Here is a 24,698-nt window from a genome sequence, read left to right as displayed (position 1 = left end):
GAAGTGTGCAGCATGAATGTAGTATCAAACATTTGGTTCATCACGCACGGCGAGCTGCTGCTTCGGATGGTGATCGCCGCCGTACTGGGCGGTCTGATCGGCTTGGAGCGGGAATGGAGCAATCATGCGGCAGGCTTTCGGACGCATATTCTCGTATGTCTCGGCTCCGCGACGATTATGCTTTTATCGATTTACGGTTTTTCCCAATTCGTCAATCAACTGAACGTGCGCGTCGACCCGGCGCGTCTTGCGGCGCAGGTCATCAGCGGCATCGGGTTTCTTGGCGCGGGGGCGATTCTGCGCAACGGTTCCGTCATCAGCGGTCTGACGACGGCGGCTTCCATCTGGGTCGTAGCGGCCATTGGCTTGTGTGTAGGCGCCGGTTTTTTGTTTCCGGCATTCTATGCCACGCTGATGGTGCTGATCAGCCTGTTCCTGCTTAACAAGTGGGAACGGCATTTGCTGCGTAACCGCCGCAATCAGGAAGTCATTGTCAGAGCGCATGACAAGCCGGGGGTGCTCGGTACGATCGCGTCGTTGTTCGGAGAGCAGGGCATTCAGATTGTAAACGTGAAGATGATGCCCGATACCGAAGCCGGCAGCGAAACGAGGCCAACGGTCCATTTGAACTTCAGCTTGAAGGCGCAGGACCAGGAGAAGTTTATGCATGCGCTGGACAAAATCAATTCGCTGGAGTTCGTGTGCTGGACGGAAGCGGGCAAGAGCGGCCAGCTGGCGTCGGCCGCCGGCGCCGCAGCGCGCAACAAGGCGATATAGGGGTGCCAGTACCCGGGTAGCCCGGCATCCGTTGAGGATGTCGGGGCCTTTTAGGGCCGTACGGCAATCGGGATTCCGTGGGAAGACCGCATGGCGCATATAAGAAAAGAAGTTCTTTCGGCGGAATGTAATCCGGCCGGAAGAACTTCTTTTTTTGAAGCGAGGATGGATTCGGGCATTCAGCTTCCGGCGCTCTCGGGCTGCGCTGCGGCTGTTTTTTTGAATCGGAACGCAATAATGATCAGCAGGCAAGGAATCAGGCACAGAACCCCGCTCCACAAATAGGCGCCGTCTGCCCCGAATGTTCCTGCCATGAAGCCCATAAGCAGATTGCCGACCGGCGTCGAGCCGGCGAATACGAGCGAGTAGACGCTCATGACCCGCGAACGGTACTCGTCCTTGGCATGCATTTGCAGGAGCGAGTTGGAGTTGGTGGAGAACAGGATGTTGGCGAATCCGGTTGCCGCCAGCGACAAGCCGAGCAAATAGACCGATCCGGTCAATCCGTTCAAAAACAGGAAGCATGCAATCACGACCGAACAAATGATCGTTTGCGCCAGCTTCGGCCCACGCTTGCTGCGAAACGACATCGTCAGGGCTCCCGCCAGCGATCCGACGCCGAGGCAGGACATCAGCATGCCGTACGCTTTTTCGTCCAAATGCAGTACGTCTCGGGTGAACACGGGGATCAACACGTTGAAGTTGTAGGCCAGCGTGCCGATAATCGTGACGAGCAGCAGCGTTTGCGCCAGCAGCCGGTCCCTTGCGATATATTGGATGCCGTCCTTAATTTCCTTCAGGATGCCGACGTCTTTTTTCTTTTGCCTTACGTAAGGAACCGCCTGAATTCGCGTCAATCCGTAGATGACGGCAATAAAGCTGAGACCGTTCAGCAGAAAGCACCAGCCAGCTCCCAGATAGGCCATCATGACGGCGCCGATGGACGGGCCGATGATCCGCGCGAGATTAAAGGTTGTCGAGTTGAGCGCAATGGCGTTCATCAAATCTTCTTTGCCGACAATCTCGATATTGAACGACTGTCTCGTCGGCATATCGATCGTATTGGAGAGACCGAGCAGGAACGCGACCGTGAGCACATAGCCGTACTTGATCGTATCCGTGAAGACGAGCACGGCCAGTGTCAACGCGAGCACCATCGAGATCGATTGGGTGACGAGCAGAATGTTTTTCTTCGGAAACTTGTCGATGAGCGCTCCCGCGAACAGCGAGAAGCACGTAATCGGCAAAAACTGGATCGTACCGACCAGACCCAGTAAAAAAGGCGATCCCGTCAGCGTAAGCACGAGCCACGATTGCCCGATGTTTTGCATCCAGGTGCCGATGAGGGAGACGCATTGGCCGAACCAGAAATAACGGTAATTTTTATGAGTAAGCGCATGAAAATGATTGTTGACGAGCCGGGCTCCGGCGCTTCGAATATTCACTAGGTTCACCTGCCTGCATGTTTCGATCAAGATGTATAGAGGTTGATATTATTTTTCGCTGTTCTTCTCATATTTGGCGGCATTGCTGCCCATTCGCTCCAGCAGCTCGAGCGCAAGCTGCTTCTGTTCCTCGGTCAAGCCTTCGGTCAAGATGTTGCGCCACTCCACAAGCACGGAGCGGACATCATCCTTGATGAGCAGCGCCTTCTCCGTCAAAAACACACGATAGGAGCGTTTATCCTCCTCTCGCACTTGTCTTACGACGTACCCTTGCGCTTCCAGCTTCTTGAGCGCCTTCGCGGTCGTGCCTTTGTCGATTTTCAAATCGCTCGAGATTTGCTCCTGGCTAAGTCCGTCTTGCTTGTAGAGCGCATTGAGAAAGATGTATTGGCCCTTCCCGATATCGTAATGCTTCAGCCGTTCGCCCACGTACATTTGGCCGTACCGATATAGAAGGGATACCCAGCGGGGAATCGTATTTTTACGGTCGGTCATAACTTCCTCCTTCAGGCCGGACGATAGTTGCCTTTGCCACTATTCATTATAGGACTGGAATCGTTGCGCTTGCAACTATGATTTCGCAACAAAGTTCATTGAAAGGGTTTTTATTCCTTGCCGATTTAAAGTATACTTGTCCTATATATCTTTTTTAACCGACACTTTCACGGGGGCTGAACATTACATGAGTCAAATTGGAGATATCGGCGCGCTAGGCCGTCATTACTTGCAGGCGGAATCGTACGGTGCGGCAGCGTTTTGCTTTTACCGCGCGATGCTGGAGGATCGGGAGAGCGGCAACGCCTGGAACGGCCTCGTACTGTCGTTAAGCCTCATGCGGAAAGAACAGGATTCCCAGACGGCGCTTGCCCGGTTCGCGCTTCAGCCGAACTTGCCTTACGACCGCGACCTGATCGCCTTCGCGATGATGCTGTGGCAGCAAAATCCGCGCGCGCTGTCCGAGTGGGTGCGGGGCGTCGTAAACCATCATAGCCCGTCCGGGCAAGATAAAGAGACGCTCAACGAGCTTGCTGACGATCTGGAACGCTCCTACGGGCAGCTGGTCGAGCGGCACGGGGAAGACGCTTTGCGGGCTCAAGGGATGCTGTCGCTGGAGGAATATGCGGGACGGCGCCTGGAGCTGGACTGGCTCATGGATGAAACGTTCGATCAAATCATTAACCAGGTGAAGCAGTGGATCGACAGCTCGGATACGGAAGCGGTGCTGGCCGGCGTGCGGCTGCTCTGTATGCTTCCCGATCCGCGGAGCGAGAAGATGCTGCGCCGCGTATGCCGCAACGAGGAGCTTGACGGCAAGGTGCGGACCCATGCGCTGCTTGCACTTCGCTGGCTTGGCGTGCGCGGCAATGCCCGGATTCATAAGATGGGCGAATCGTTCGTTATCAATCTTGACGATCCGAAGCCGGAGCTTACCGTCTCGGTGCCTGCGGCCTACAAGCCGGCGCTTGACCGGATGAAGCTGTGGCTTGCGAAGCAGCAAGGCTTCGTCACGCAGGAAGAATACGAGGGCCACGCTTCGACGGACGAGCCGGAGATGCCGGAGGCACTCGCAGCGAAAGTAAGCGAAGCGGAAATCCCGGCGATTTACCAGGAAGTGGTCCATATGCTGGTCCGGGCGGCATACGATAAGTACTATCCGCTCGTGCCTACGGTGCGGGAGACGCGTTACTGGGCTGCCGCGCTGCTGATGCTGATGAAAGATTACGTGGAAGGCATCGGCGAGAGCTGGACGTACGGCGAGCCGGAGCAGGAGGAGACCGCCGTGCGCCATCGCAACTGGCTGCTGAGCGGAAGCCCCGACTATTACGACAATATCGACGCAGCGAAAAAAATGAGAGCCGCGTTCAACGGTTGATCCGGTATGGCGAGGAGCCGCGCTTTGCAGCGCGCGCTCCGTTTTCATTTGTATACAACAACCAGGGGGCAACGGAATGAAAAAAGTGCTTGTGATGGGCGGAACCCGCTTTTTCGGAAAAAAACTGGTGCAGCATTTGCTGGATGAAGGCAACGAGGTGACGATCGCCACCCGGGGCCGTACGCCCGATCCGCATGAGGGGCAGGTAAAGCGGCTCGTTCTGGACAGGGAGGATGCCGGGTCGCTGCGAGCTGCAGCAGACGCCGGACCGTGGGATGTCGTCTACGATCAAATCTGCTATTCTCCGCAAAACGCGGCGGATGCGTGCGAAGCGTTCCAAGGAAAAACCAGCAGATATATCGTTGTCTCGACGCGCGGGGTGTATGACCATCAACCGCAGCGCATTACGGAAGGGGATTTCAACCCGTATGCGTATCCGGTTAAGCTTGCAGGCCGCTCGGAGTTCACATACGAGGAGGGGAAACGGCAGTCCGAGGCCGTGTTTTTCCAACAGGCCAACTTCCCGGTATGCGCGGTGCGCATTCCGATCGTACTCGGAACGGATGATTACACCCGGAGGCTGCATTTTCACGTCGAGCATGTGCGCGGCGGGCTGCCGATCGGCGTGCCGCAGCCAGAGGCGCGGATGTCGTTCATTCATTCGGGCGAAGCGGCATCGTTTCTTGCGTGGCTGGCGAACGTGCCGCAGCTGACTGGTCCGGTCAACGCCTGTTCCGACGGCGAGGTTACGATGCGGGACATCATCGCTTGGACGGAGGAAGCGGTGGGGCGCCAAGCGATCATGACGCCGGCTGCGGAAGCGGAGCATCTGTCTCCGTTTGCCATCCCCGATTCGTACTATTTGGATACGTCCAAAGCTAGAGCGGAGGGCTACCGCTTCGAGTCGATCCGGGATTGGATGCCGGCGTTGATCCGGGAGATTGCGTCGGCCGGCGGCGAAGCTTAAGTCTAAGCCTAAGCTGTGGCGTTTTTGATACTGCACTCACTTCCAATCGAGGTCCGGTTGGAACGAGTGCTTTTTTTGTTTTATCGACGACTTTTCGAAACGTCAGGGGATTGGCAGCGGGCAAGCTGCGCGGGTACACTAATCGTAGGATGAGATAATCGCACGGGGAGTGGGGAGTATGACGAGTGTACGGCCTCCTTTGTTCGATGCATACCATTACCGGCGCACGTGCGGTAGCGATCATCAGCGCTCCGGCGTGCCGCGGTACGAGATATATTATGTTCATGAAGGTGCGGGAGAGCACTTGGCGTTGGAACAAGCAGTTCAGCTGGCTCCCGGCGACCTGATCCTGATGGACGGAACGACGCAGCACAGCATGCGCGCGAACGCTCGGGCCTCCCTAGTCCATACAATGATGGCTTTCTCGCCGTCCCATTTGAGAAGACTGGAAGGACAGGTCAGCGGGATCGATTTGCTGCTGCCTTTTGAAGTGCTGGGGCAATACCATATTCGGCTGGCGGGGGGAGCGAAGGCGGAATGCGAAGAAACGCTGGCGAGAATCGAACGGTTTCGCGCCGGTTCGGATTGGGTTCAGTTCAATCGGCTGGTGATGGCTTTCTTCGATTTGCTCGTGATGGCGTATGCCGAGTGCGAGCCGGCGATGAAGGCGTCGAACTATACCGTAACCGATAAGGAGCGCAACGTTCGCAAAGTCATCGCCTATCTTGAAAACGCATACGAAGAAGACGTAACGCTGGATCAGATGCAGCGCGAGCTGCATATCAGCAAACAATATATGTCCAAAATATTTCGCGAGCGGATCGGCATGACCATCTTCGATTATTTGTACCGCCGCCGCATTCATCAGGCCAAGCAGCTGTTTTATTCGCAGCAGGCGCATACGGTGACGGACATTTGCTTTCAGGTCGGATTCAAGAACGTGTCCCATTTCAGCAGAATGTTTAAGACGCAAGTGGGGATGACGCCGGAGCGGTACCGGAGACATCTGATGCAGCAGACGGCGGCGCGCGGCCGGTAGCCGAAGCGGTTCCTGTTAACAAATCAAATACAGTCAAATGACGAACCGCCCGCATGAATGGGAGGACAGCGCAGACCATCCGGCTATGTTACGTTAATGATGCAGGTACGGACAGTTTCGCGGGGAGGAGGGGAGTCGATGAATTTATCGAGGCGGTATCCGCTGTTCAACGAATATTATTACAAACACAGGAGCCCGTTCGTCAAATCGTTTCATACGCATACGCAGTATGAAATTTATTTTTTTCATCAAGGCCAATGCGAGTATATGATCGGCGACGAAATCTTCGAGCTGGAGTCCGGCGATGTGATTATTATGAACGGGATGACGCTGCACGGGCCGATCGCCGACCAGGCGAACGAATACGTCAGATCGATGTTTTCGTTTTATCCGGAAATCGTGCGGGTATTTCACAAGACATTAGGTCCGCTCAATCCGCTTCGCCCGTTCGAGCTGTTGAAGAACCGGCGCATCCGGCTGCGCGGAGAACGCAAAGCCGAATTTGAAGCTTTGCTGGAGCGTATTCATAAGTACTACTACAGCGACAATACGGCGTTGTTCAACCGTTTTTTACTCGCTTTTTTCGATATGCTGTGGCTCATTTACGGCGAATGCGAAGCGGCGATGGAACAGAAGGCGCAGGGGGGAGCGCCGGATGGCGCGGACAAGGAGCGGAACGTGCAAACGATCGTGTCGCTGATCGAGCAGCGATACCGCGAGACGATCACGCTGGAATGGCTGGAGCAGCGCGTCTTCATGAACAAGCATTACATGTCGCGGTTGTTTCGCGAATGGACCGGCACGACGATTATGGACTACTTGTACAAATACCGGATCAATCAGGCGAAAATTATGTTTATTTTGAACAGGGACTGCGCCGTAACGGATGCGTACCGCGAAGTCGGGTTTCAGAACATATCCCATTTCAGCAGGCTGTTCAAAAAATACGTCGGTCTCTCGCCCGAACAATACCGGAAAAAAGTGCAGCCTTTTTTGCTAGAGCCTTCCGCGCTGTGCCTTCCCGCATTCGAAACGGCGCCGAACCGCACAGGCGAATGGAGCTGAAGGAGGTCATGGACCATGCGGCAGAGGAAAAGTACGGTCTTGATATGGATGTTGGCGGTCAGCGTAGTGACGTCCGCTTGCGGAGGAGCGGCAAGCGGCACCGTTGACAAGCCGAAGGAAGAGACGCCGACGGCAGATCCGGCGGCACAGCCGGCCGAGCTGGTCATTTACGATACGACCGGGGAAAAGCTGGAGCTGCTCATGGACAAGTACGGGAACAAGCTGAAAGAAAGGTTTCCGAAATAAACGTTCGAGATCATTCCCCAAGTCAACAGCCAGACGCTGCCGACGCTCATCACATCGGGCAAAACGATCGATATCGTCGTCGAATCAACCGGTGTGAATGTCATGAATTACAATCTGCAAAGCGACATTACCGATCTGATTACGAAATATAAGGTCGATCTGAACCGTTTGGAGCCTACGGCAATGGAGCTTCAGCGCAAGATGGCCGGCGGCGGCATCTACGGGCTGCCGTCTTGGACGCGTTCGCTGATCCTTTATTACAACAAGGATTTGTTCGATAAGTTCGGCATCCCGTATCCGAAGGAAGCGATCACGTGGGACGGGCTGTACGAATTGGCGCGCACCATGACGCGTCAGGACAGCGGCACGAACTTCAAGGGGCTGACGATGGCGTTCGATTTCGGCCTGATGCTGAACCAGCTTGAGTCGCCGACGCAGGATCCGGCAACCGGCAAGGCGCTGTTCATGACGGAGCCGATCAAGAAAGCGTTTGAGAATCAGGCCCGGTTTTACAAAATTCCCGGGAATGAGCTGCCGGGCAACCGGTATTATTTGGATAACCAGCAAAACCCGTTTTACAAGGATAAAACGGTAGCGATGTTCCTGACGCTAAGCGGCGCCGAGAAAATGTACAAGGACAGCGTCAACTGGGATGTCGTCCCTTATCCGGCTTGGGAAGGAAAGCCGGGCATCGGTTCGCAGTCGTATCCTACCTACTTCTTCCTGACGAGCACCAGCAAAAACCGCGACGCGGCATTTCAGGTGCTGAGCTACACGATATCCGACGAGTTCCAGAAATATGCCGCTCGCGCCGGCAACATCACGATCTTGAAAGATACTTCGGCGATGAACGACTTCGCGGCCGACTTGCCTTACGTGAAGGGGAAAAATGTGAAGGCGATGATTCCTCCGAAATATGCGGCGCCGACGTTGAAGACGAAATATAACGCGATAGCCAACAAGGAGCTGCTCGCGGCTCTGGAAGCGGTGACCAAGGGCACCGACGTTAATACGGCGCTGCGGGATGCCGCCGAGCGTAACGACAAGCAGGTCGCGGAGCAAAGCAAATAAGGCTGGAGCGCAGCCCAGAGAGCTTCGGGCAGCAACGATGCCGGCAATCTTGGGAAACGCAGCATAACGGGCCGCCCGCCGTCTTGGCCGCATAACGCGGATCAAGTCGGCAGGCGGCCCGTTTCCTTCACTCGTACCAATACCCGTGCAAGCCTTTGTCCAGCCGCATCAAGGCTTCGAGGTAAAAGTAATCGCCCCATATCGTATGCTGATTGAATTCCTTGTTGTTGACGTTGTACGCGCCGTATTTCAGCAGCCCTTGCGCCTCCGGGTCGTTTTTCGTGCTGTAGTCATTCACGAGCGAGGTCATGGACGTTTGCACGAATTTCTCGAAGTACGCCCGGTCTTTGTCATCCTTCGGGAGATGTCCGAGCAGCTCCAGCACGCCGCAGGCGGCAATCGCGGAAGCGGAGCTGTCGCGAGGCGTATCGGCCTGAATCGGGACGTTGAAGTCCCAATACGCGACTTGATCCGGCGGAAGATGCTCGATAAAATAGCGCGCCATGCTGCGTGAAGCTTCCAGGTATTCAGCGTTTTGGGTATAACGGTAAGAAAGCGCAAAGCCGTAGATGCCCCAGGCCTGGCCGCGCGCCAAGGTCGAATCGTCCTTGTAGCCTTGATGCGTCGCTCCACGCAGCGGCTGGCCGCTGGTCTGATCGAAATAATACGTGTGGAACGACGAATGGTCGGGCCTCACGATGTATTTCAGCGTTTTGTTCGCCTGGGCGACGGCGGCTTTGCGGTAAGCGTCGTTTTTCGTTTGCTCGCTGGCCCAGTACAGCAGCGGCAAATTCATCATCGTATCGATGATGATGCGCCCGCCGTTGTTTTTATCGCCTTTTTTGCCCCAAGCCTGAATCAGGTCGCTTTCCGGCCGGTACCGTTTGAGCAAGGCGTCCGCCGCCTGGACGGTCGTCTGTCTGGCGGAGTCGTCTTGTGCCGACATCCATTGAGCAGCCGTTGTAAGCGTATACAAAAATCCGAGATCATGCGTGTCCGACAGTCCTGTGTTTCTGAGCCGGTCTTTAAACCGCGCCGTCGCTTGCTCCGCCGCTTGTTTGAACTTCCCGTCGCCGGTGTACTGGTATGAAAGCCACAGCATGCCGGGATAAAAACCGGCTGTCCAGTTGTTGTACGTTTCTTTCTTGTACTTCCACGTCTTGTCGCTGACATGCGGGTACGACTTGCCTTCGAAGTAGGGGATCATGGCCGTCGTCTTCTCCAGCGCCTGACGGATTGCCGTCTTCCAGCCGGCGTCTTGCTGCGCAGCGGCGGCGGAGGCTGGAGCATCCGCCGGCTGGAGCTTGGCTTGTTCCTGTTCCGGGCCTGGCCTTTGACAGCCGCCGAGCCATGTGAGAGCCGCCAAAATGCCTATGGATAGGGTACGTATACGCACACGCGCTCACCCGACCTTCCTTAAACTTCCAAATCCCATCTTATCACAGGGCGGTACGGGTTGCAGCAGTTATTTGCGATGCGGAACCGTTATAATTTGGCTTTGAAATGCACGACTGCCGTATATAGCATTTTGTTCCGGTTCGGGTCGAACGTCGTTTGATGCTGCACCGAATGGACGTCGAGCAGGATGCCTTTATTGATTTCGATCCGCTCTTCGATTTTTTTCTCCAGCGTCTTCAGATCGTAAGCTTCGAACCACTCAATCTTCGTATCGATTTTATCGAGAATAAATTCCATCGTTCCATCACCTTATCCTTTTATTGAGCCAGTGCCTTCTTCATTATACATGAATTGGCCGCGATTGCATCGGTCTCTGCCTCAGCGCTTTCGGTGATTCGGACAGAACGGCGGAGGCGCGAGGGAGGCTCGCCGCGCCATTCGAGCCATTCGAGAAGCACTTCCAGCCAGCCTCGAATATACATGTAGCAATTCGCGCAGAAGGGGGCGGCATCGTGGGAAGCAGGGGGAGCATCGTGCTGGCGGTCGCTTGGATCACGTTATTTTTGATCGGGACGGATCTGTTCGTCATTTCTCCGTTACTGCCGTTTATTTCGCAAACGTATCAGGTTGACGCGGCAGCGGCCGGCTGGATGGTGACCGCATTCTCGATAACGTATGCCGTATCGGCGCCGCTTCTGGGCCGGCTGTCCGACAGGAGGGGGCGGGGCGGGCTGATCGTGTGCGGTCTCGGCTTGTTCGCGCTGGCGAACGCGTTGACGGCGTATGCGCCGACCTACGGATGGCTCATCGCAAGCCGGGTGCTCGCAGGGCTGGCCGTTGCCTCTGTCACACCGCTGATTTACGCCGCGATCGGCGATATGGCGCCGTCCCACCGCAAAGGAACGTGGCTGTCGATCGTCGTTTCCGGTCATCTGACATCGCTGTGGATCGGGGCGCCGCTCGGATCGTTTCTGGAGCAGGAGATCGGCTGGCGGCCGATCTTCGGGCTGATGGCCGTGGCGGGAGCCATATTGGCCGCCGCGCATATGAAGCTGTGGGGGGCGGCGGCTTCCGCGGCGGAACAGCAGTCGCGGCTTTCGCAGCATGGCGGCTCCGTCGTCGCGTCGGTCGGCGTTACCTTTTTGTGGGCGGTATCCATGTATGCGCTGTACGTCTATTTGGGCGAAGCGCTCTATTCGGAGCTCGGCGTTTCGCCTTCGGAAATCGCGCTGTCCGTAACGTTTTACGGCATCGGCGCCGTGTTCGGCAATTTGATCAGCGGGCAGCTGACGGATAAGTTCGGGGTGATGCGCATATCCAATGCCGCGCTGCTGCTGCTGGCGGCTGCGCTCATCGCGCTGGGCTTTGCTTTTTCGGCCGGGGACTGGGTATATTTCTTTTTGTTCATGTGGGCGCTGACCGGCTACGCCGCCTTTTCGTCGTATCAGGCGCGGCTGGCGGCTCAATACCCGCAGCAGCGGGGGACGGCGATGGCCTGGAACAATACGGCGTTATATGCGGGCATTACCGCCGGATCGCTTGCAGGCGGGTATGCGATCTCCGCGTTCGACGCCTTCACGCTGCCGTTTCTTTGCGGCGGGGTGGCGCTGGCTGCCTACGGTGTTAGCGTCTTGCTGTCCCGCATGCGCAAGTAGCGAATGAATATGCTATCATAGGAAAGCGCAAGCGCAAGCACACGGATCAGCAGATGAGAGAGAGGAGAAGCGGAATGGGCGAACGATTTCATGCACCGCTTGCGGTGCATGTCTTTTTGCGGGAGGAAGAGCGGGTCATGCTGCTCAGACGTTATAATACGGGTTATGAAGACGGCAATTACAGCGTGATTGCCGGACATCTCGACGGCGGGGAATCGGTAGTTGCCGCAGCCGTCCGCGAGGCGGAGGAGGAGGCCGGGATCCGAATCCGGCCGGAGGATGTGCGCGTCGTCGGGATCATGCACCGGAGAGAAGACGACGAGCGCATCGATTTTTTCGTAGAAGTGCGGCAGTGGGAAGGACTGCCGGTCAATCAGGAGCCGCATAAATGCGACGAGCTCGCGTGGTATGCGGTGGACAAGCTGCCCGTCAACGTGATTCCTTACGTACGGAGGGCGCTCGACAATGCGCGGAACGGTATTTATTTCGATACATACGGCACGTTCGGTTTCGTCAACGGGCGAGCATAATCAAACCAAACGAGACGCTTCCATCCCCGCTTTGCCATAATTGGGGTTGGAGGCGTCTTGTCGGTTATGGCTTCGTCTCCGGCCGATCCGGGAGAAAGACGCGGAACGCCGTTCCTTGACCGGGGCTGCTCGCAACCGTAATATCGGCCTGATGCATGTCGGCAATTTTTTTCACGATGGCCAGTCCCAGTCCGTTGCCGCCGGAAGCCCGGTCCCTGGCTTTGTCCGCTTTGTAGAAGCGCTCGAATATATGCTCCTGCTCTTCCTCGGCGATGCCGACGCCGGTATCGGCGATCTCGACGGCGACCCGGTCGCCGCTGCGCTCCAGCAGTACGGTGATGGTGCCGCCGGCCGGCGTGAACTTGATGCTGTTCTGGAGCAGATTGAGCCATACTTGGCCGATCAGATCTTCATCCGCGATGACGCTCGTTTCTTCCAGCTCTGCAATGACTTCGATGGCTTTGGACGACCAGAGCGGCTCGGACGCCAAAATAATTCGTTTCAGCTGTTTGTCGAGCCGGAACCGCGCGGGCTCGAACGGATGCTGCTCGGAATCGAGCGAGCTCAGCTTCAGCAGATGGTCGCTTAACCGCGACAGCCGCTTGCATTCCGTCTCGATGATCGTCAAATAATGGTCCCGGGTTTCCGCGCTCAAATCCTGCTCCCTGAGCGCGCGGGCGAAGCCGCCGATGGAAGTCAGCGGCGATTGGATCTCATGCGACACGTTGGAAATAAACTCCTGGCGCATCGATTCGAGCCGGTTCAGTCCGGCCGCCATATCGTTAATGCTCGTGATCAGCTCCCCGAAGCCCTCATTCGGTTGTTTGTTCTCGATCTCTACGTTGAAGTCGCCTTTCGATATACGGCGCAGCGCATCCAGAATGAGATGCAGCCCCCGGCGCCGCTTCGGCTGATTGATCGCGCCGATCGTAAAGATGACGGTCAGCATGAACAACAGCGCGATCGTATTGCCGGCGATTTGAAGCCAGTATCCCGTCAGCTGCCATCCGGCGATGCGGGAGAGCCAGTGCGCCGCGAAAAACGCCCCCGACCAGCTCGCCCACATGAAGATGAGCCACGCGCACAGGATGCCGAGCAGCTTCCAGATCCACCGGCGCCTCATGCTTTCACTTCCAGCCGGTATCCGAGGCCGCGAATCGTCTTCACGCGGAACGAATGCTGTTCCTCGGGAAATTTTTCCCTGAGTCGGTTAATATGGACGTCAAGCGTCCGCTCATTGCCTTCGTAATCGAATCCCCACACCTGCTCCAGCAGCGTGTCCCTTGCGCAGGTCACGCCCGGGCAGCTCGCGAGGCGGAACAACAGCTCGAACTCCTTCAGCGGCAGCGTCACGCTCTTGCCGTCTGCGCTCAGCTCGAAGGTGGCGCGGTTCATCATCAAGCCGCCGGCCTGCACGGTCTGGGAAGCCGCGATCCGGTAACGCTTGAGCAGTGCGCGGACCCGGACGATCAACTCGAGCGGATCGAACGGCTTGACGAGATAATCTTCAGCGCCCAGATCGAAGCCTTTGACCTTATCCCGCGTTTCGCTCTTGGCCGTCAGCATCAGCACGGGCACATCGTAATGCTCCCGCAGCTCACGGCACAGCTGCCACCCGTCCATGTTCGGCATCATGACGTCGATCACCGCCAAGTCCGCCTTCTCGCTGTCGAGCCGCTTCAGCGCTTCTGCGCCATCGGCGGCCTCAAGCACTTGATAGCCTTCGCGGGTCAAAAAATGGCACACCAGCTCGCGAATATGCGGATCGTCGTCTGTAATCAAAATGGTTGTCATAGTGATTCCTCCTTTCATCCTTGCTCGATCAGCTGCGTTTCCCGGTCCGGTTGCGGCGAAGCGTCCGGCAGCAGGGCGGAAGCTTCCCGGATTTTTAATTGATGGTCGGCGAATTCCCGGTACATCGCATGCGAGCGGTACAGCTCCTCATGCGTTCCGATGCCGGTGACGGTTCCTTTGTCGATAAACACAATTTGATCGGCATGGACGACCGTCGCGAGCCGATGGGCGATGACCAGCGTCGTCCGGCCCTTCATCAAGTTATCGAGCGCCTGCTGCACGACGATTTCCGACTTGCTGTCCAGGCTGGACGTTGCCTCATCCAGCATAAGCCATTGCGGGTTGCGCAGGATCGCTCTGGCGATCGACAGCCGCTGGCGTTGTCCGCCGGAAAGCTTCATGCCGCGTTCCCCGACCTCGGTATCGTATCCTTGCGGCAGCTCGCGAATGAAATGATCGGCGTACGCCATCCGCGCCGCACGGTCCAGCTCCTCCTCGCTGACGGTGCGGTTCAGACCGTAGCATAAATTATCGCGTACCGTGCCGGCGATGAGCGGGCTCTCTTGCGAGACATAGCCGATGCGGCTGCGCCAGTCCCTCAGGGAGAACTCGCCGATCGGCGTAGAGCCGAGGCGGATCGCGCCGCGCTGCGGCTCGTAGAACCGCTCGATCAGCGAGAACAGGGTCGTCTTACCGCTGCCGCTCGGCCCGACGATGGCCGTGACCTTACCCGGCTCCATCGCGAAGCTGATGTCCTTCAGTACCGGTTCGTCCGGTTTGTAGCCGAAGCTTAAGCCTTCGATCGCTATCGTTTGATGCAGCTGACGAATTTCGGCGCCTGAGCCCGGATGCTCTTCTTCCTCCTGCAGCGCCGTCATAATCATTTCCGTAGCGCCTAGCGCCTTCTGCCATTGGGTGAAAAACTGCGTTAATTGTCCGACGGGCATCACAATCTGAAACAAGTATAATAAAAACGCCGTAAGCGCGCCAGCAGTGAGCGAGCCAGTCGATACCCGCCATCCGCCATATCCGATGACGAGGACGAGCAGCAGCATCAGGATGAGGCCGATGATCGGCATGATCAGTGCCTGCACGCGCGCTTCCTTGAGTCCGAAGCGGAAGAGGGAGCGGATGCCTGCGTTCCCTGCCTCGTATTCGCGGGACTCGGCGTTCGATGCTTTGACAAGACGAATTTCCGACAGCACGCGGCTGAGCACTGCCGTCAGTCCGGCTGTTTCGTTCTGCACGTTTTTGGAGATGCGGTGCATTTGACGGCCGAGCGGCAAAAAGATCGCGACGGCGAGCGGAATCGTCAGCAGCAGCATCAGCGTCATTTTCCAATCGAGGTAGAGCAAAATGCCGATCGAGCCGACGATCGAAATGATGCCGGTCACAAACCCGGACAAATGCTCGGTAATGAGGCCCTTGACGACGGCCGTATCGTTCGTCATCCGGCTGACCGCTTCGCCGGAAGCATGCTCGTCGTAGTAAGCGACCGGAAGAGCGAGCAGCTTCCGCCACAGCCGCTCTCTCAAGGAAGCGACGACGCGCTGCCCGATATGGTTCAGCGTGTACACGGAGAACGCGCCGGTTATCGCTTGAACGAGGAAGACGGCAACCATGCCGGCGATTTGCATCGACGTCAGCGAAGAGATGGAGCCTTGATCGACCAGCCCTTTGGTCAGCAGCGGAACAGCGAGCCCCGCGACCGTCGTTGCTACGCTCATGAGCAGCGCAATCGCAAGCAGCGCAAACGGCGGCTTCGTTTCGCGGATTAATTTGAGAAACATCGTACCTCCCGGACGGGACGGTTGGTTTTGATTCGGTTTCACGTCCAAACACTCTCCTTATGCGGTCGCGCAGCGTAGGCTTGCCGCGCGGTGCTTTTTTGTCTGGGAACAGCATACGACGCCAATGTAAATTGAATTTAAATTGACGGCAAATCACGCTGCTTTGTCATATCGGGTAGTGTGGGCTGGCGGAAGGGAGCAGGGGATGCGGGGCTTGACGCCAAAAAAAACATGCCGTACCGGGTTCAGGAGAACGCGGTACGGCATGATCAAGCGTATTATTCAGGAAGGTTCGAGTTACGGTTTCAGCTTCTCCAGCGCCTTGCTGACGAAGCCGCCGGTTTCGTCCAGCGCCTGCTGCGCCGCTTCGAATCCGGCATTGCCGAGCAGCATGACGATGGCGGTTTTCACCTGGCCGTTCGACTCGGCATAGGCGCGTTCAATCGCCTCGTCGGCCGCACCGGTGGCCAGCCGGATGATGCGCTTGGCGCGGTGGACGAGCTTGACGTTCGACGGCGATAAGTCGACCATCAGATTGCCGTACACTTTGCCCATGCGGATCATGGAAGTGGTCGTAAGCATGTTCAGAATAAGCTTCTGCGACGTTCCGGCTTTCATCCGTGTCGAGCCGAGCACGACCTCCGGTCCGACGACGGCTTCGAGCAGCACATCGGCCAGGCCGACCATCGGCGTGCCGAGATTGTTGCAGACGCCGACGACTTTGGCGCCAAGCGCCTTGGCGCGCTTCATCGCTCCGAGCACGTACGGCGTACGGCCGCTGGCGGCGATGCCGACGACGACGTCATTCGGCCCGATATGATTCACATCCATGTCGGAAGCGCCGAGCTCCTCGTTGTCTTCCGCGCCTTCAACCGGGTCCTTGACGGCCTTGAATCCGCCGGCGATAAGCCCTTGCACCATCGAAGGCGGGGTGCCGTAGGTCGGCGGACATTCAGAGGCGTCGAGGATGCCGATGCGTCCGCTCGTGCCTGCGCCGACATAGAACAGCCGGCCGCCGCGCTGGAACGCTTCAACGATATAATCGACGGCTATCGTAATGTTCGGTATCAGGCCGCGGATGACATCGGGGATTTGTCGGTCTTCATCGTTAATGAGCGTCAATATTTGTTCTGTGGATAATTGATCGACCTGACGGGTGCGCTCATTTACCTGTTCGGTGGTCAACTGGCTTAATTGCTGTAAGTTCATGCTCAAACTCCTTCTTATGATTGATCATAAATGTATTATGGCGTTCGTCTGGCGGCGAGCAGAGCCGCGCCGTAAGCCGGCGTATGCAGCGCGTCGTGCATACGGAGCTGCGGGAAAGCGGCGGAAACTTGCTGGCGGAACGATTCGTTGAATAAGGCGCTATGTTTGAAAATGGAGCCGCTAAGCACCACATCCGCGCAATGAAACGATGCGTGCTTGTTGATCAGCGTAATGGCGTGTCCGGCCAGCTCGAGCGCGTTGCGTTCGACGACCTGACAGGCTACTTCGTCGCCGGATGCGGAAGCTTCAATCGCATAACGGGCGAAATGGGCGATGTCCTGCTTCTTGATCCCGGGCTGATAAATATAACCTTTCAGCTCGGTTATGGTATGATATCCATGCGCTTCCGTAATAAGACGGGTCATGGCCGTCGGCGGATAGACGCCGTCATAGCTGCGCATGACCGCCTGCAGCGTATCGAGCCCGATCCGGTAGCCGCTGCCTTCATCGCCGAGCAAATGTCCCCAGCCCCCGGTACGGTACCGCTCTCCCTCCGGCGTACAGCCGAAGACGATGGAACCGGTTCCCGCGATGGCGAGCACGCCGTGCTCACGGCCAAGGGTCGCTGTCAATGCGATCTCGGCGTCGTTGGTGACGAACGCTTCGCCTTCTATCCGTTTCTCGGACAAATAAGCGGTCACGGTCTCGGTAATCAGGCTGCGCTCCTCGTCCGTGCTGACGCCGGCCATTCCCAGGGCTATGCGGAAGCGGGGAGGAGCGGAGGACGATTGCGCCTGCGCTTGCGCTATGGAGCGGTCAAGGATCGCCTTCAGTTCGGCGATGGCCGTGTCATACCCGACTGCATGCGGGTTGGTGGAGCCTCCGGTAATACAGGCCAGCTCCCGTTCTTCAGCGTCGAGCAGCACTGCCTCTGTCTTGGTGCCGCCGCCGTCGATTCCTAAGTATAGTTTCATATTCTCACCTATTTAACAAACGATGTAACTTAAGTATATCTAAAAAATTTTATGAAGTAAAATTAAATTTTATGTACAAAAAATGATATTGAAATAATGTTTCATTGTTCGTATAATAATGATTGACTGAAAGCGATCACATTTATTATATGTAGCTGCATGATTCATTCACGAGAGCAGGTGAACCGATATGAATGGCGGGCTTGTGAGATTAAGAGAAGCGCTGGACCGGCTGAACCCGTCGGAGCGCAAAGTAGCGGAGTGCATCCTGAACGATCCGAAGCAGGTGATCGAATGGTCCGTCGCGCAGCTGGCCGAGTCCAGCGGTGCCAGCCAGGCCGCGATCGTCCGGCTGTGCAAATCGCTGGGATTGAAAGGGTTCCCGGATTTGAAGCTGAAGATCGCCGGCGATTTGCAGGAGACCGCATCCGACAGCGTAGGATACCAGGAAATCCGCCCTCATGATTCGATTGAAACGATTATTCAGAACGTATCCGCGAACAACGTGCAGTCGATCCGGGATACGGTTAAAATTTTGGATCAAGTAATGGTGGGCAAGGCGATCGACGCGCTGGAGAAGGCCGAACGCATCTTTTTCTTCGGGATGGGCGCTTCCAACCTCATTGCGCTCGACGCGCAGCATAAATTTTTGCGGATCAATAAAACCTGTCTTTCCTTTGCAGACCCTCACGTTCAGCTTGTCGCCGCCGTTACCATGACGCCGCGCGACGTGGCCGTTGGCATATCGTATTCCGGCCAAACCAAGGAAGTGATTGCCACCATGAAGGCAGCACAGGAGCAGGGAGCAACGACCATTTCCATCACGAAGTACGGAACGACTGCCTTGCATGCCTACTCGCATATCCCCTTATGCATTTCCTCCACCGAGAACGAAATCCGAAGCGGCGCGATGGGCTCGAGAATTACGCAGCTGAACGTCATCGACATCTTATATTTGGGCGTTGCGAGCCGCAGCTACGAGCAGGCCGTTCAATATTTGGACAAAAGCCGAGCGGTTATTCGCGATTTGGCCAAATTGTAACCGACGGTTTGCGCCTGCCCGAAGATCATCGGATGGCCGCCGGCGGGTATTGGCATGCGCATCGGCGCAATGCAACAACAGCATAGGACAGCAAGAAAAACAAAAGTACAAGCGGGAAGCCTACCGGCGCAACCGACTTGCCGCGGTTGCATCGCAGTCTTGACGGACGAAGCCGATGCTCTGGCGGGAAGACGGGCTGCGGGGTTCCTGATTGTACTTTTCTTTGTCTGGCGGAACACCGCCGGCTGGGTTATAATGACAACGCTTGCAGATGTCGGATTGCGGATGACAATGGCGCTTGACGCTGCCGGGATGCGCACATCCATCGATGCAGGCGGACGGAGGGGAAGCTGCAAAGGAAACGGAAAGGCCGGTGCACCCGGTCATCACGCAAGAGTGAAAACGGGTTGCGGCTCTAAAAAAGGAGCCGGAATACGATTTTTTCTTGAATGAAAGGGGAAAGCTCATGGGAAAGCAGGTTGCCGTCGGATCGGACCGGCTTGAGATCATTAAGCCGGAACTGGAAGGAAGTCGGATCGGGTTGTTGACGAATCCGACGGGAATCAACGGTCGCTTCGAAGCGACCTTGACGCGCTGCGCAGCCTTGCCTTGGCTGCAGCTGAACGCGATCTTCGCTTGCGAGCACGGTATCCGCGGCGAGCGTCAGGCTGGGGAACGGTTCGAGGACGAAACGCATCCGGCGCTCGGCATACCGGTATACAGCTTGTACGGGACGCGGAAGAAGCCGGATGCGGCCATGCTCGGCGGCATCGATGCGGTATTATTTGATATTCAAGATACGGGTATGCGCTTTTATACGTACTTGTCCACGCTTGTCTATTTAATGGAAGCCTGCTCGGAGGCAGGCAAGCGGCTGGTCGTCCTGGACCGGCCGAATCCGCTCGGCGGCTGCCGTGCGGAAGGCGGACGGCTGGAGCCGGGATACGAATCGATGGTCGGCGCCGTAGCCGGCATTCCGTATGCCACGGGACTGACGATCGGGGAGTACGCCCGCTATGTGAACGACAGCCGGCGGATCGGCTGCCGGTTGACGGTGATCCCGATGGAGGGCTGGGACCGGACGATGGAGTATGCGGCGACCGGGCTTTATTGGCTGCCGCCTTCGCCCAATATGCCATCGATCGACACGGTCCGGGTATACGCCGGGACGTGTCTGTTCGAAGGGACGAATGTTTCGGAAGGGCGCGGCACGACCAGCCCGTTCGAGACGATCGGCGCGCCCTGGATCGACGGGGAACGGCTGGCCGCGCTGTTTCATGAATACGGCTGCCCCGGCGTGCACGCTTGTCCGGTTTATTTTTCACCGGTCTTCTCGAAGCATCAGGGGCGCTTATGCGGCGGCGTCCGGCTGTTCGTCACGGATGCGGGATCTTTCCGTGCGGTGCGAACCGGACTGGCGCTGCTGGAGTCGGTCCTGAAGCTGTACCCGGGCATGTTCGAATGGCTGCCGCCGTCGCGAAAGGACGGGCCGCATTTCATTGATCTGTTGTCCGGCGGAGCCCGGGTGCGGCAAACGCTGGGTCAAACGGGCGGCTACCGCGGTCTGCTGGAAACGTATGATCGCGAGCAAGAGGCGTGGGAATCGCTAACCAAGCCATGTCTGCTGTACGGCAAACCATGATTCGATTGCTGGAAGGAGCAAAGGACGACGATGAAAGGACTGGCGGCAATTCGGGATATCGGCAAGTTAACCTTGGAACAAAAAGTAGGCCAGATGATCCTGTGCGGATTTGAAGGGATGGAGCCGAACGACGATGCCGGTATCATCCGCTGTATCCGGGAATTCGGCATCGGCGGGGTGCTGTACCGCGCCCGAAACGTGCGCGATACGGGACAGACGGCGCAGCTGAGCCGGGCGCTGCAGGACGAAGCGAGGGATTGCGGACAGCTGCCGCTATGGATCGCCGCCGAGCTGGGAGGCGGCGCGCTTGCCCGGCTGGCCGAGGGCATGGCGCTGATGCCCGGCGTTATGGCGCTCGCCGCCGCTGGGAACAAGGCGGCCGCCTATGAGGCCGGCTTGGTCAGCGGGCGCGAGCTGAAAGCGCTCGGCATTCAGCTCGGCATGGCTCCGGCGCTCGATCCAAGCGGCAGCCCGAACGACCTGCATGTCGGTAGTCAAGGGGAGGAACGGGTCGGCGATTATGGCGCACCGTTCCTTCGCGGCCTTCAGGACGCGGGCGTCGTCGCTGCGGCGGGGCTGCTGCCCGGCTGCCTCGAGCCGGGCGGACCCGGAGCCGCCGACACGTTGGAGCAGCTTGCCGCATCGTATGCGCAGGCGGTTGAAGCCGGAGCGGGCGTGCTGCTGGCTCCTTCGCCGGAAGCCGGTCCGGCTGCTGCGGTGATCGGTCGTCTGCGCGGACAGCTCGGCGATGAAGTCGTCATCGCGGCGAATTGCGCCGAGACCAGCGGACCCGGCGCGCCGCTTTCCGCCTTGGAAGCGGTGGAGGCAGGCGCCGACTTGATCGTGCTGACAGGACCGCCGGCCGGCGGTCTCGCCGAGCTTCAGTCGCTGGTCGAAGCGGTGCGTCAAGGCCGCATCGGCGAAGAACGCATCGACCGCTCGGTGCGGCGGCTTCTTGCGCTGAAGGAGCGGCGCGGCGTGCTCGCTGCGGATGAGCCGGAAGCGGGCGCGGCCACGCTCGCCGCGCTTGCCCAAGTCGGCCGCCTGGCGGACAAGGAAGCGGCCCGGCGCATCAGCGAAGCGTCCATCACGGTGGTCCGCGACGAAAAGGCGCTGCTGCCGGTATCCGCCGACGGTTCGATCTACGTCATCTCCGTCGAGACGGCCGAGCATCTTCAGGCGTACGAAGCGAAGCAGGCGCCGTTCACGCTGGGCCGTGCGCTCCGTCAGCTCGGCTGCACGGTCACCGAGTTTTTGGTGCCGGTGCAGGAGGTCGGGCGGCTGCACCAGGAGCTGGTGCGGAGCGTTCGGTACGGGCAGCAGGTTGTTGTCGCGACATACAACGCCGCCCAGTACGATGCGTCGCAGGCGGAGCTGATCCGCGGCCTGATGACGGTCGGCAAAGATCCGATCGTCGTCGCCCAGTGCAGTCCGTGTGATCTGCTCGCCTTTCACGGCGTATCGACGTATGTCGCAGCGTACGAGAGCCGCCCGCTGGCGCTGCGCAGCGCGGCGAAGGCACTGCTCGGGCAGCTGGAGGCCACTGGCCGGCTGCCGGTGGCGATCGGCGCACTGCACCCAGCGGGCTGCGTCGGGGGATGACGCAGGCGTTCAACTAATCCGGCGCGCAAGACGCCGCGGCCGGAATGGCATTTGCCTTACAGCCACCAGCCGTTGATTGGCTGAACGCCGCGTGAGCGAAGAAGAAGCGGAACACTTTAAGTTGTATGGCTTCCATACGGCTTAAAGTGTTCTTTTTTTTGGCAAACTACCCATAACATGACGGCAAGGACGGTGGCCGCTTCTGCTTACCGCCGCCTCAGTTATTAACAAATCCTTAAATCGCGGCGATTTCATTGAATTTGCCGCCGGCTTTCGATACATTGTGAGTATTGCCGAACCGTCGACAAGCGGAAGGAGGGGACGTATGTCCATTCGGCTCAAGCTGCTTTTTTCCTATACGGGAACGCTGCTCATTACGATCCTGATCTTCGTGGCCACAACCTTCTTCATTACGGTGGCGGTTACGGGCGATATGAAGAGCATCAAGCAATTTTACAAAATCCATTATGCGCTCAATCCGTTATCGCCGGAAGTCGAAAGCTTGTTCATGGAATTGAAGTACATCACGAAGAACGACAATCCTGACCGGCTCCTTGATCGGGCGCTGCTGGCAGACTACGACAACAAGCTGCGGATCGCGCAGGCTACGCTCATTATCCGGAAGGGGCCGAGCATTTATTACGCTTCGCCTCCGTGGAAGACGCTTCAGCCCGAGACGCATCTCCCAGAATACGATGCGGGCAACATTCAGATCCGGGGCACGTTCAATATCGCAGACCGTTTTTTTTCGTATGCGAAGTATGACTTCGTGTTCGGCGACCAGTCGCCGGGAAGCGTGTTCGTCCTGCGGGAGCGCAGTCCGTTCGCCGAGCTGACGCGCAAGCTGCTGCCGCTGCTCATATCGATCCTGTTTGTATTGCTGCTGCTGGCCAACGTGCTGCTGTATGCTTTCATAACCCGCAGCATCATTGTACCGCTGCAAAAGCTGAAGCAATCGGCGGACCGCATTCGGGAGGGCAACCTGGACTTTCGGATCGAGCCGGCTGCGGGAGGGGAAATCGGGCAGCTGTCCACCGCCTTTGAAGAAATGCGCAAGCAGCTGAATCATTCCCTGGAGCTGCAGCAGCAGTACGAGGAAAACCGCAAGGAGCTGCTGTCGAACATCTCGCATGATTTGAAAACGCCGATTTCGTCCATCAAAGGATATATCGAGGGCATTCGCGACGGCGTCGCCAACACGCCTGAAAAAATGAACAAATACGTCAACACCATTTTCGGCAAAACGGTAGCGATGGACCGCCTGATCGACGAGCTGTTTTTATATTCGAAGCTCGACTTGAAGAAAGTGCCCTTTCATTTCGAGAAGCTCGATCTGAACCGGTTTTTGACCGATGTGCTGGAGGAGCAGCGGTTTGATCTGGAAGCCCAAGGGTTTCAACTGTATTACGCCCCATGGCAGGGAGAGCCGGTCGAGGTGCTCATCGATCCCGAGAAGGTCAGACGGGCGATCTCCAACATCATCGATAATTCCGTCAAATTTATGGACAAAGCGGACAAGCGGATTGTCGTCCGCGTCGAGCCGGGGGAGGGCGATGTGACGGTTCGGCTGACCGATAACGGGTCGGGTATTCCGGCGGAAGCCGCGGCGCACATCTTCGACCGTTTTTACCGGGCCGAAAGCTCGCGCAATTCCAGAACGGGCGGCAGCGGGCTCGGGCTTGCAATCGCTAGACAGGTGATCGAAGGGCATGGAGGAACGATCGGAGCGGATAGCGTGTACGGACAGGGCACGACGATCTATTTTACACTGAAGCGAACGATTCTTAGCGGCAATGGAGAGGCTTATGAAAAACATACTGATCATTGAAGACGAGGCAAGCATCGCGGACCTGCAGCGGGATTATTTCGAACTGAACGGGTTCAGCGCACATATATGCGGCAGCGGGGACGAAGGTCTGCGGAAGGCGCTGAGCGAAGACTATGCTTTAATCGTGCTGGATCTCATGCTGCCCGGCATGGACGGGCTTGAGGTATGCCGCCAAATCCGCAGCGTCAAGGATGTGCCGATTCTGATCGTATCGGCCAAGAAAGAAGAGATCGATAAAATTCGCGGACTCGGCGGCGGGGCCGACGATTACATTACGAAGCCGTTCAGCCCGAGCGAGCTGGTAGCCCGGGTGAAGGCGCATCTGGCCCGGTACGAGCGGCTGACCGGCGGCAAGGAGCATAAGAGCGGGGAGATCCGGGCCGGCAGTCTCGTGCTCGATACGGCTGCGCGCCGGGTGTATGTGAGCGGCAAGGAAGTGACGATGACGGCGAAGGAATTCGATCTGCTGACGTTTCTGGCGCTTCATCCGAACCGCGTGTTCAGCAAAGAGGAGCTGTTCGAGAAAATATGGGGGATGGATTCGCTCGGCGACATCGCCACCGTGACCGTCCATATTCGCCGCATCCGGGAAAAAATCGAGTCCGACCCGTCCCGGCCGGAATATATCGAGACGCTGTGGGGCGCGGGCTACCGGTTCGCTTCCGGCCGCAGCGGAACGATTTAATAATTATTTAATCTGTTGTTTCGCGCCCGTTTAGAAACGTCCGGTAAGATGAATTTGTAAAGCAAT

General features: G+C 57.6%; 23 protein-coding genes. 14 read left to right on the top strand and 9 right to left on the bottom strand.

Features of this window, described 5'->3' with window-relative positions:
- Positions 1-12: 12 nt before the first annotated feature.
- Positions 13-777: an MgtC/SapB family protein gene (locus KXG62_RS10920; RefSeq protein ID WP_218091983.1), complete on the top strand. Its 765-nt coding sequence runs from the start codon at positions 13-15 to the stop codon at positions 775-777.
- Positions 778-956: 179 nt separating this feature from the next.
- On the opposite strand, the gene KXG62_RS10915 is transcribed toward KXG62_RS10920, so the two are convergent.
- Positions 957-2,222, bottom strand: coding sequence for an MFS transporter (locus tag KXG62_RS10915; RefSeq protein WP_246627390.1), 1,266 nt, complete (start codon positions 2,220-2,222; stop codon positions 957-959).
- 48 nt (positions 2,223-2,270) lie between these two features.
- Positions 2,271-2,717: a MarR family winged helix-turn-helix transcriptional regulator gene (locus tag KXG62_RS10910; RefSeq protein ID WP_218091982.1), complete on the bottom strand. Its 447-nt coding sequence runs from the start codon at positions 2,715-2,717 to the stop codon at positions 2,271-2,273.
- Between the two features lie 187 nt (positions 2,718-2,904).
- On the opposite strand from KXG62_RS10910, the gene KXG62_RS10905 reads away from it, so the two are divergent.
- From KXG62_RS10905 to KXG62_RS10880, 6 genes are all read left to right on the top strand, one after another.
- Entirely contained in the window at positions 2,905-4,095 is a 1,191-nt protein-coding gene (locus tag KXG62_RS10905; RefSeq protein WP_218091981.1) for a HEAT repeat domain-containing protein, read from the top strand.
- 76 nt (positions 4,096-4,171) lie between these two features.
- Positions 4,172-5,062 carry an NAD-dependent epimerase/dehydratase family protein gene (locus KXG62_RS10900; RefSeq protein WP_218091980.1) on the top strand — a complete coding sequence of 297 codons (891 nt, stop codon included), beginning with the start codon at positions 4,172-4,174 and terminating at the stop codon, positions 5,060-5,062.
- A gap of 178 nt (positions 5,063-5,240) precedes the next feature.
- Entirely contained in the window at positions 5,241-6,101 is an 861-nt protein-coding gene (locus KXG62_RS10895; RefSeq protein ID WP_218091979.1) for a helix-turn-helix domain-containing protein, read from the top strand.
- Positions 6,102-6,239: 138 nt separating this feature from the next.
- Complete coding sequence (locus tag KXG62_RS10890) at positions 6,240-7,166, top strand: AraC family transcriptional regulator (protein WP_218091978.1); 927 nt, start codon at positions 6,240-6,242, stop codon at positions 7,164-7,166.
- A gap of 15 nt (positions 7,167-7,181) precedes the next feature.
- Positions 7,182-7,412 carry a hypothetical protein gene (locus KXG62_RS10885; protein ID WP_218091977.1) on the top strand — a complete coding sequence of 77 codons (231 nt, stop codon included), beginning with the start codon at positions 7,182-7,184 and terminating at the stop codon, positions 7,410-7,412.
- A 9-nt stretch (positions 7,413-7,421) separates the two neighbouring features.
- On the top strand, positions 7,422-8,483 hold the full coding sequence (locus KXG62_RS10880; RefSeq protein ID WP_218092033.1) for an extracellular solute-binding protein: 1,062 nt from the start codon (positions 7,422-7,424) through the stop codon (positions 8,481-8,483).
- A 127-nt stretch (positions 8,484-8,610) separates the two neighbouring features.
- On the opposite strand, the gene KXG62_RS10875 is transcribed toward KXG62_RS10880, so the two are convergent.
- Positions 8,611-9,879, bottom strand: a complete 1,269-nt coding sequence (locus KXG62_RS10875; protein WP_246627388.1) for a glycoside hydrolase family 88 protein — start codon at positions 9,877-9,879, stop codon at positions 8,611-8,613.
- A gap of 89 nt (positions 9,880-9,968) precedes the next feature.
- Entirely contained in the window at positions 9,969-10,178 is a 210-nt protein-coding gene (locus tag KXG62_RS10870) for a YrzA family protein (RefSeq protein ID WP_218091976.1), read from the bottom strand.
- Positions 10,179-10,393: 215 nt separating this feature from the next.
- Here KXG62_RS10870 and KXG62_RS10865 point away from each other — a divergent pair, with 215 nt between their 5' ends.
- Positions 10,394-11,536: an MFS transporter gene (locus tag KXG62_RS10865; protein ID WP_218091975.1), complete on the top strand. Its 1,143-nt coding sequence runs from the start codon at positions 10,394-10,396 to the stop codon at positions 11,534-11,536.
- A gap of 74 nt (positions 11,537-11,610) precedes the next feature.
- Positions 11,611-12,066, top strand: a complete 456-nt coding sequence (locus KXG62_RS10860) for an NUDIX hydrolase (protein ID WP_218091974.1) — start codon at positions 11,611-11,613, stop codon at positions 12,064-12,066.
- 64 nt (positions 12,067-12,130) lie between these two features.
- On the opposite strand, the gene KXG62_RS10855 is transcribed toward KXG62_RS10860, so the two are convergent.
- The 5 genes from KXG62_RS10855 to KXG62_RS10835 form a co-directional block, all read right to left on the bottom strand.
- Positions 12,131-13,189 (bottom strand): sensor histidine kinase, encoded by a 1,059-nt coding sequence (locus KXG62_RS10855; RefSeq protein WP_218091973.1) that lies wholly within the window; start codon positions 13,187-13,189, stop codon positions 12,131-12,133.
- A complete protein-coding gene (locus KXG62_RS10850; protein WP_218091972.1) occupies positions 13,186-13,860 on the bottom strand; it encodes a response regulator transcription factor in 675 nt (224 codons plus the stop codon). The genes KXG62_RS10855 and KXG62_RS10850 overlap by 4 nt, the downstream gene beginning before the upstream one ends.
- A gap of 14 nt (positions 13,861-13,874) precedes the next feature.
- Positions 13,875-15,650: an ABC transporter ATP-binding protein gene (locus tag KXG62_RS10845; protein WP_218092031.1), complete on the bottom strand. Its 1,776-nt coding sequence runs from the start codon at positions 15,648-15,650 to the stop codon at positions 13,875-13,877.
- Positions 15,651-15,947: 297 nt separating this feature from the next.
- Positions 15,948-16,859: an N-acetylmuramic acid 6-phosphate etherase gene (gene murQ / locus KXG62_RS10840; RefSeq protein ID WP_218091971.1), complete on the bottom strand. Its 912-nt coding sequence runs from the start codon at positions 16,857-16,859 to the stop codon at positions 15,948-15,950.
- Between the two features lie 35 nt (positions 16,860-16,894).
- On the bottom strand, positions 16,895-17,833 hold the full coding sequence (locus KXG62_RS10835) for a BadF/BadG/BcrA/BcrD ATPase family protein (RefSeq protein WP_218091970.1): 939 nt from the start codon (positions 17,831-17,833) through the stop codon (positions 16,895-16,897).
- 190 nt (positions 17,834-18,023) lie between these two features.
- Here KXG62_RS10835 and KXG62_RS10830 point away from each other — a divergent pair, with 190 nt between their 5' ends.
- The 5 genes from KXG62_RS10830 (at position 18,024) to KXG62_RS10810 (ending at position 24,632) form a co-directional block, all read left to right on the top strand.
- The gene (locus KXG62_RS10830; protein ID WP_218091969.1) at positions 18,024-18,875 is read left to right on the top strand and encodes a MurR/RpiR family transcriptional regulator; all 852 of its coding nucleotides are present in this window, start codon (positions 18,024-18,026) and stop codon (positions 18,873-18,875) included.
- A gap of 466 nt (positions 18,876-19,341) precedes the next feature.
- A complete protein-coding gene (locus KXG62_RS10825; RefSeq protein ID WP_218091968.1) occupies positions 19,342-20,517 on the top strand; it encodes an exo-beta-N-acetylmuramidase NamZ family protein in 1,176 nt (391 codons plus the stop codon).
- Between the two features lie 30 nt (positions 20,518-20,547).
- The gene (locus KXG62_RS10820) at positions 20,548-22,119 is read left to right on the top strand and encodes a glycoside hydrolase family 3 N-terminal domain-containing protein (RefSeq protein ID WP_218091967.1); all 1,572 of its coding nucleotides are present in this window, start codon (positions 20,548-20,550) and stop codon (positions 22,117-22,119) included.
- A gap of 325 nt (positions 22,120-22,444) precedes the next feature.
- On the top strand, positions 22,445-23,947 hold the full coding sequence (locus tag KXG62_RS10815; RefSeq protein ID WP_218091966.1) for a sensor histidine kinase: 1,503 nt from the start codon (positions 22,445-22,447) through the stop codon (positions 23,945-23,947).
- Entirely contained in the window at positions 23,925-24,632 is a 708-nt protein-coding gene (locus KXG62_RS10810; protein WP_218091965.1) for a response regulator transcription factor, read from the top strand. The genes KXG62_RS10815 and KXG62_RS10810 overlap by 23 nt, the downstream gene beginning before the upstream one ends.
- Positions 24,633-24,698 lie beyond the last annotated feature (66 nt).

Source organism: Paenibacillus solanacearum (genome assembly GCF_910593845.1).
Taxonomy (GTDB): Bacteria; Bacillota; Bacilli; order Paenibacillales; family NBRC-103111; genus Paenibacillus_G; species Paenibacillus_G solanacearum.
Note: the sequence above shows the minus strand (reverse complement) of the source record. Positions and strands in the feature narration are given on the sequence as shown.

Bases quoted from the DNA above. Each gene is read 5' to 3' on its own strand.
- KXG62_RS10820 (WP_218091967.1), top strand. From the start codon at position 20,548: ATGAAAGGACTGGCGGCAATTCGGGATATCGGCAAGTTAACCTTGGAA.
- KXG62_RS10830 (WP_218091969.1), top strand. From the start codon at position 18,024: ATGAATGGCGGGCTTGTGAGATTAAGAGAAGCGCTGGACCGGCTGAAC.
- KXG62_RS10845 (WP_218092031.1), bottom strand. From the start codon at position 15,650: ATGTTTCTCAAATTAATCCGCGAAACGAAGCCGCCGTTTGCGCTGCTT.
- KXG62_RS10895 (WP_218091979.1), top strand. From the start codon at position 5,241: ATGACGAGTGTACGGCCTCCTTTGTTCGATGCATACCATTACCGGCGC.
- KXG62_RS10890 (WP_218091978.1), top strand. From the start codon at position 6,240: ATGAATTTATCGAGGCGGTATCCGCTGTTCAACGAATATTATTACAAA.
- KXG62_RS10810 (WP_218091965.1), top strand. From the start codon at position 23,925: ATGAAAAACATACTGATCATTGAAGACGAGGCAAGCATCGCGGACCTG.
- KXG62_RS10885 (WP_218091977.1), top strand. From the start codon at position 7,182: ATGCGGCAGAGGAAAAGTACGGTCTTGATATGGATGTTGGCGGTCAGC.
- KXG62_RS10910 (WP_218091982.1), bottom strand. From the start codon at position 2,717: ATGACCGACCGTAAAAATACGATTCCCCGCTGGGTATCCCTTCTATAT.
- KXG62_RS10825 (WP_218091968.1), top strand. From the start codon at position 19,342: ATGGGAAAGCAGGTTGCCGTCGGATCGGACCGGCTTGAGATCATTAAG.
- KXG62_RS10855 (WP_218091973.1), bottom strand. From the start codon at position 13,189: ATGAGGCGCCGGTGGATCTGGAAGCTGCTCGGCATCCTGTGCGCGTGG.
- KXG62_RS10850 (WP_218091972.1), bottom strand. From the start codon at position 13,860: ATGACAACCATTTTGATTACAGACGACGATCCGCATATTCGCGAGCTG.
- KXG62_RS10815 (WP_218091966.1), top strand. From the start codon at position 22,445: ATGTCCATTCGGCTCAAGCTGCTTTTTTCCTATACGGGAACGCTGCTC.
- KXG62_RS10835 (WP_218091970.1), bottom strand. From the start codon at position 17,833: ATGAAACTATACTTAGGAATCGACGGCGGCGGCACCAAGACAGAGGCA.
- KXG62_RS10905 (WP_218091981.1), top strand. From the start codon at position 2,905: ATGAGTCAAATTGGAGATATCGGCGCGCTAGGCCGTCATTACTTGCAG.
- KXG62_RS10920 (WP_218091983.1), top strand. From the start codon at position 13: ATGAATGTAGTATCAAACATTTGGTTCATCACGCACGGCGAGCTGCTG.
- KXG62_RS10900 (WP_218091980.1), top strand. From the start codon at position 4,172: ATGAAAAAAGTGCTTGTGATGGGCGGAACCCGCTTTTTCGGAAAAAAA.
- KXG62_RS10860 (WP_218091974.1), top strand. From the start codon at position 11,611: ATGGGCGAACGATTTCATGCACCGCTTGCGGTGCATGTCTTTTTGCGG.
- murQ (WP_218091971.1), bottom strand. From the start codon at position 16,859: ATGAACTTACAGCAATTAAGCCAGTTGACCACCGAACAGGTAAATGAG.
- KXG62_RS10870 (WP_218091976.1), bottom strand. From the start codon at position 10,178: ATGGAATTTATTCTCGATAAAATCGATACGAAGATTGAGTGGTTCGAA.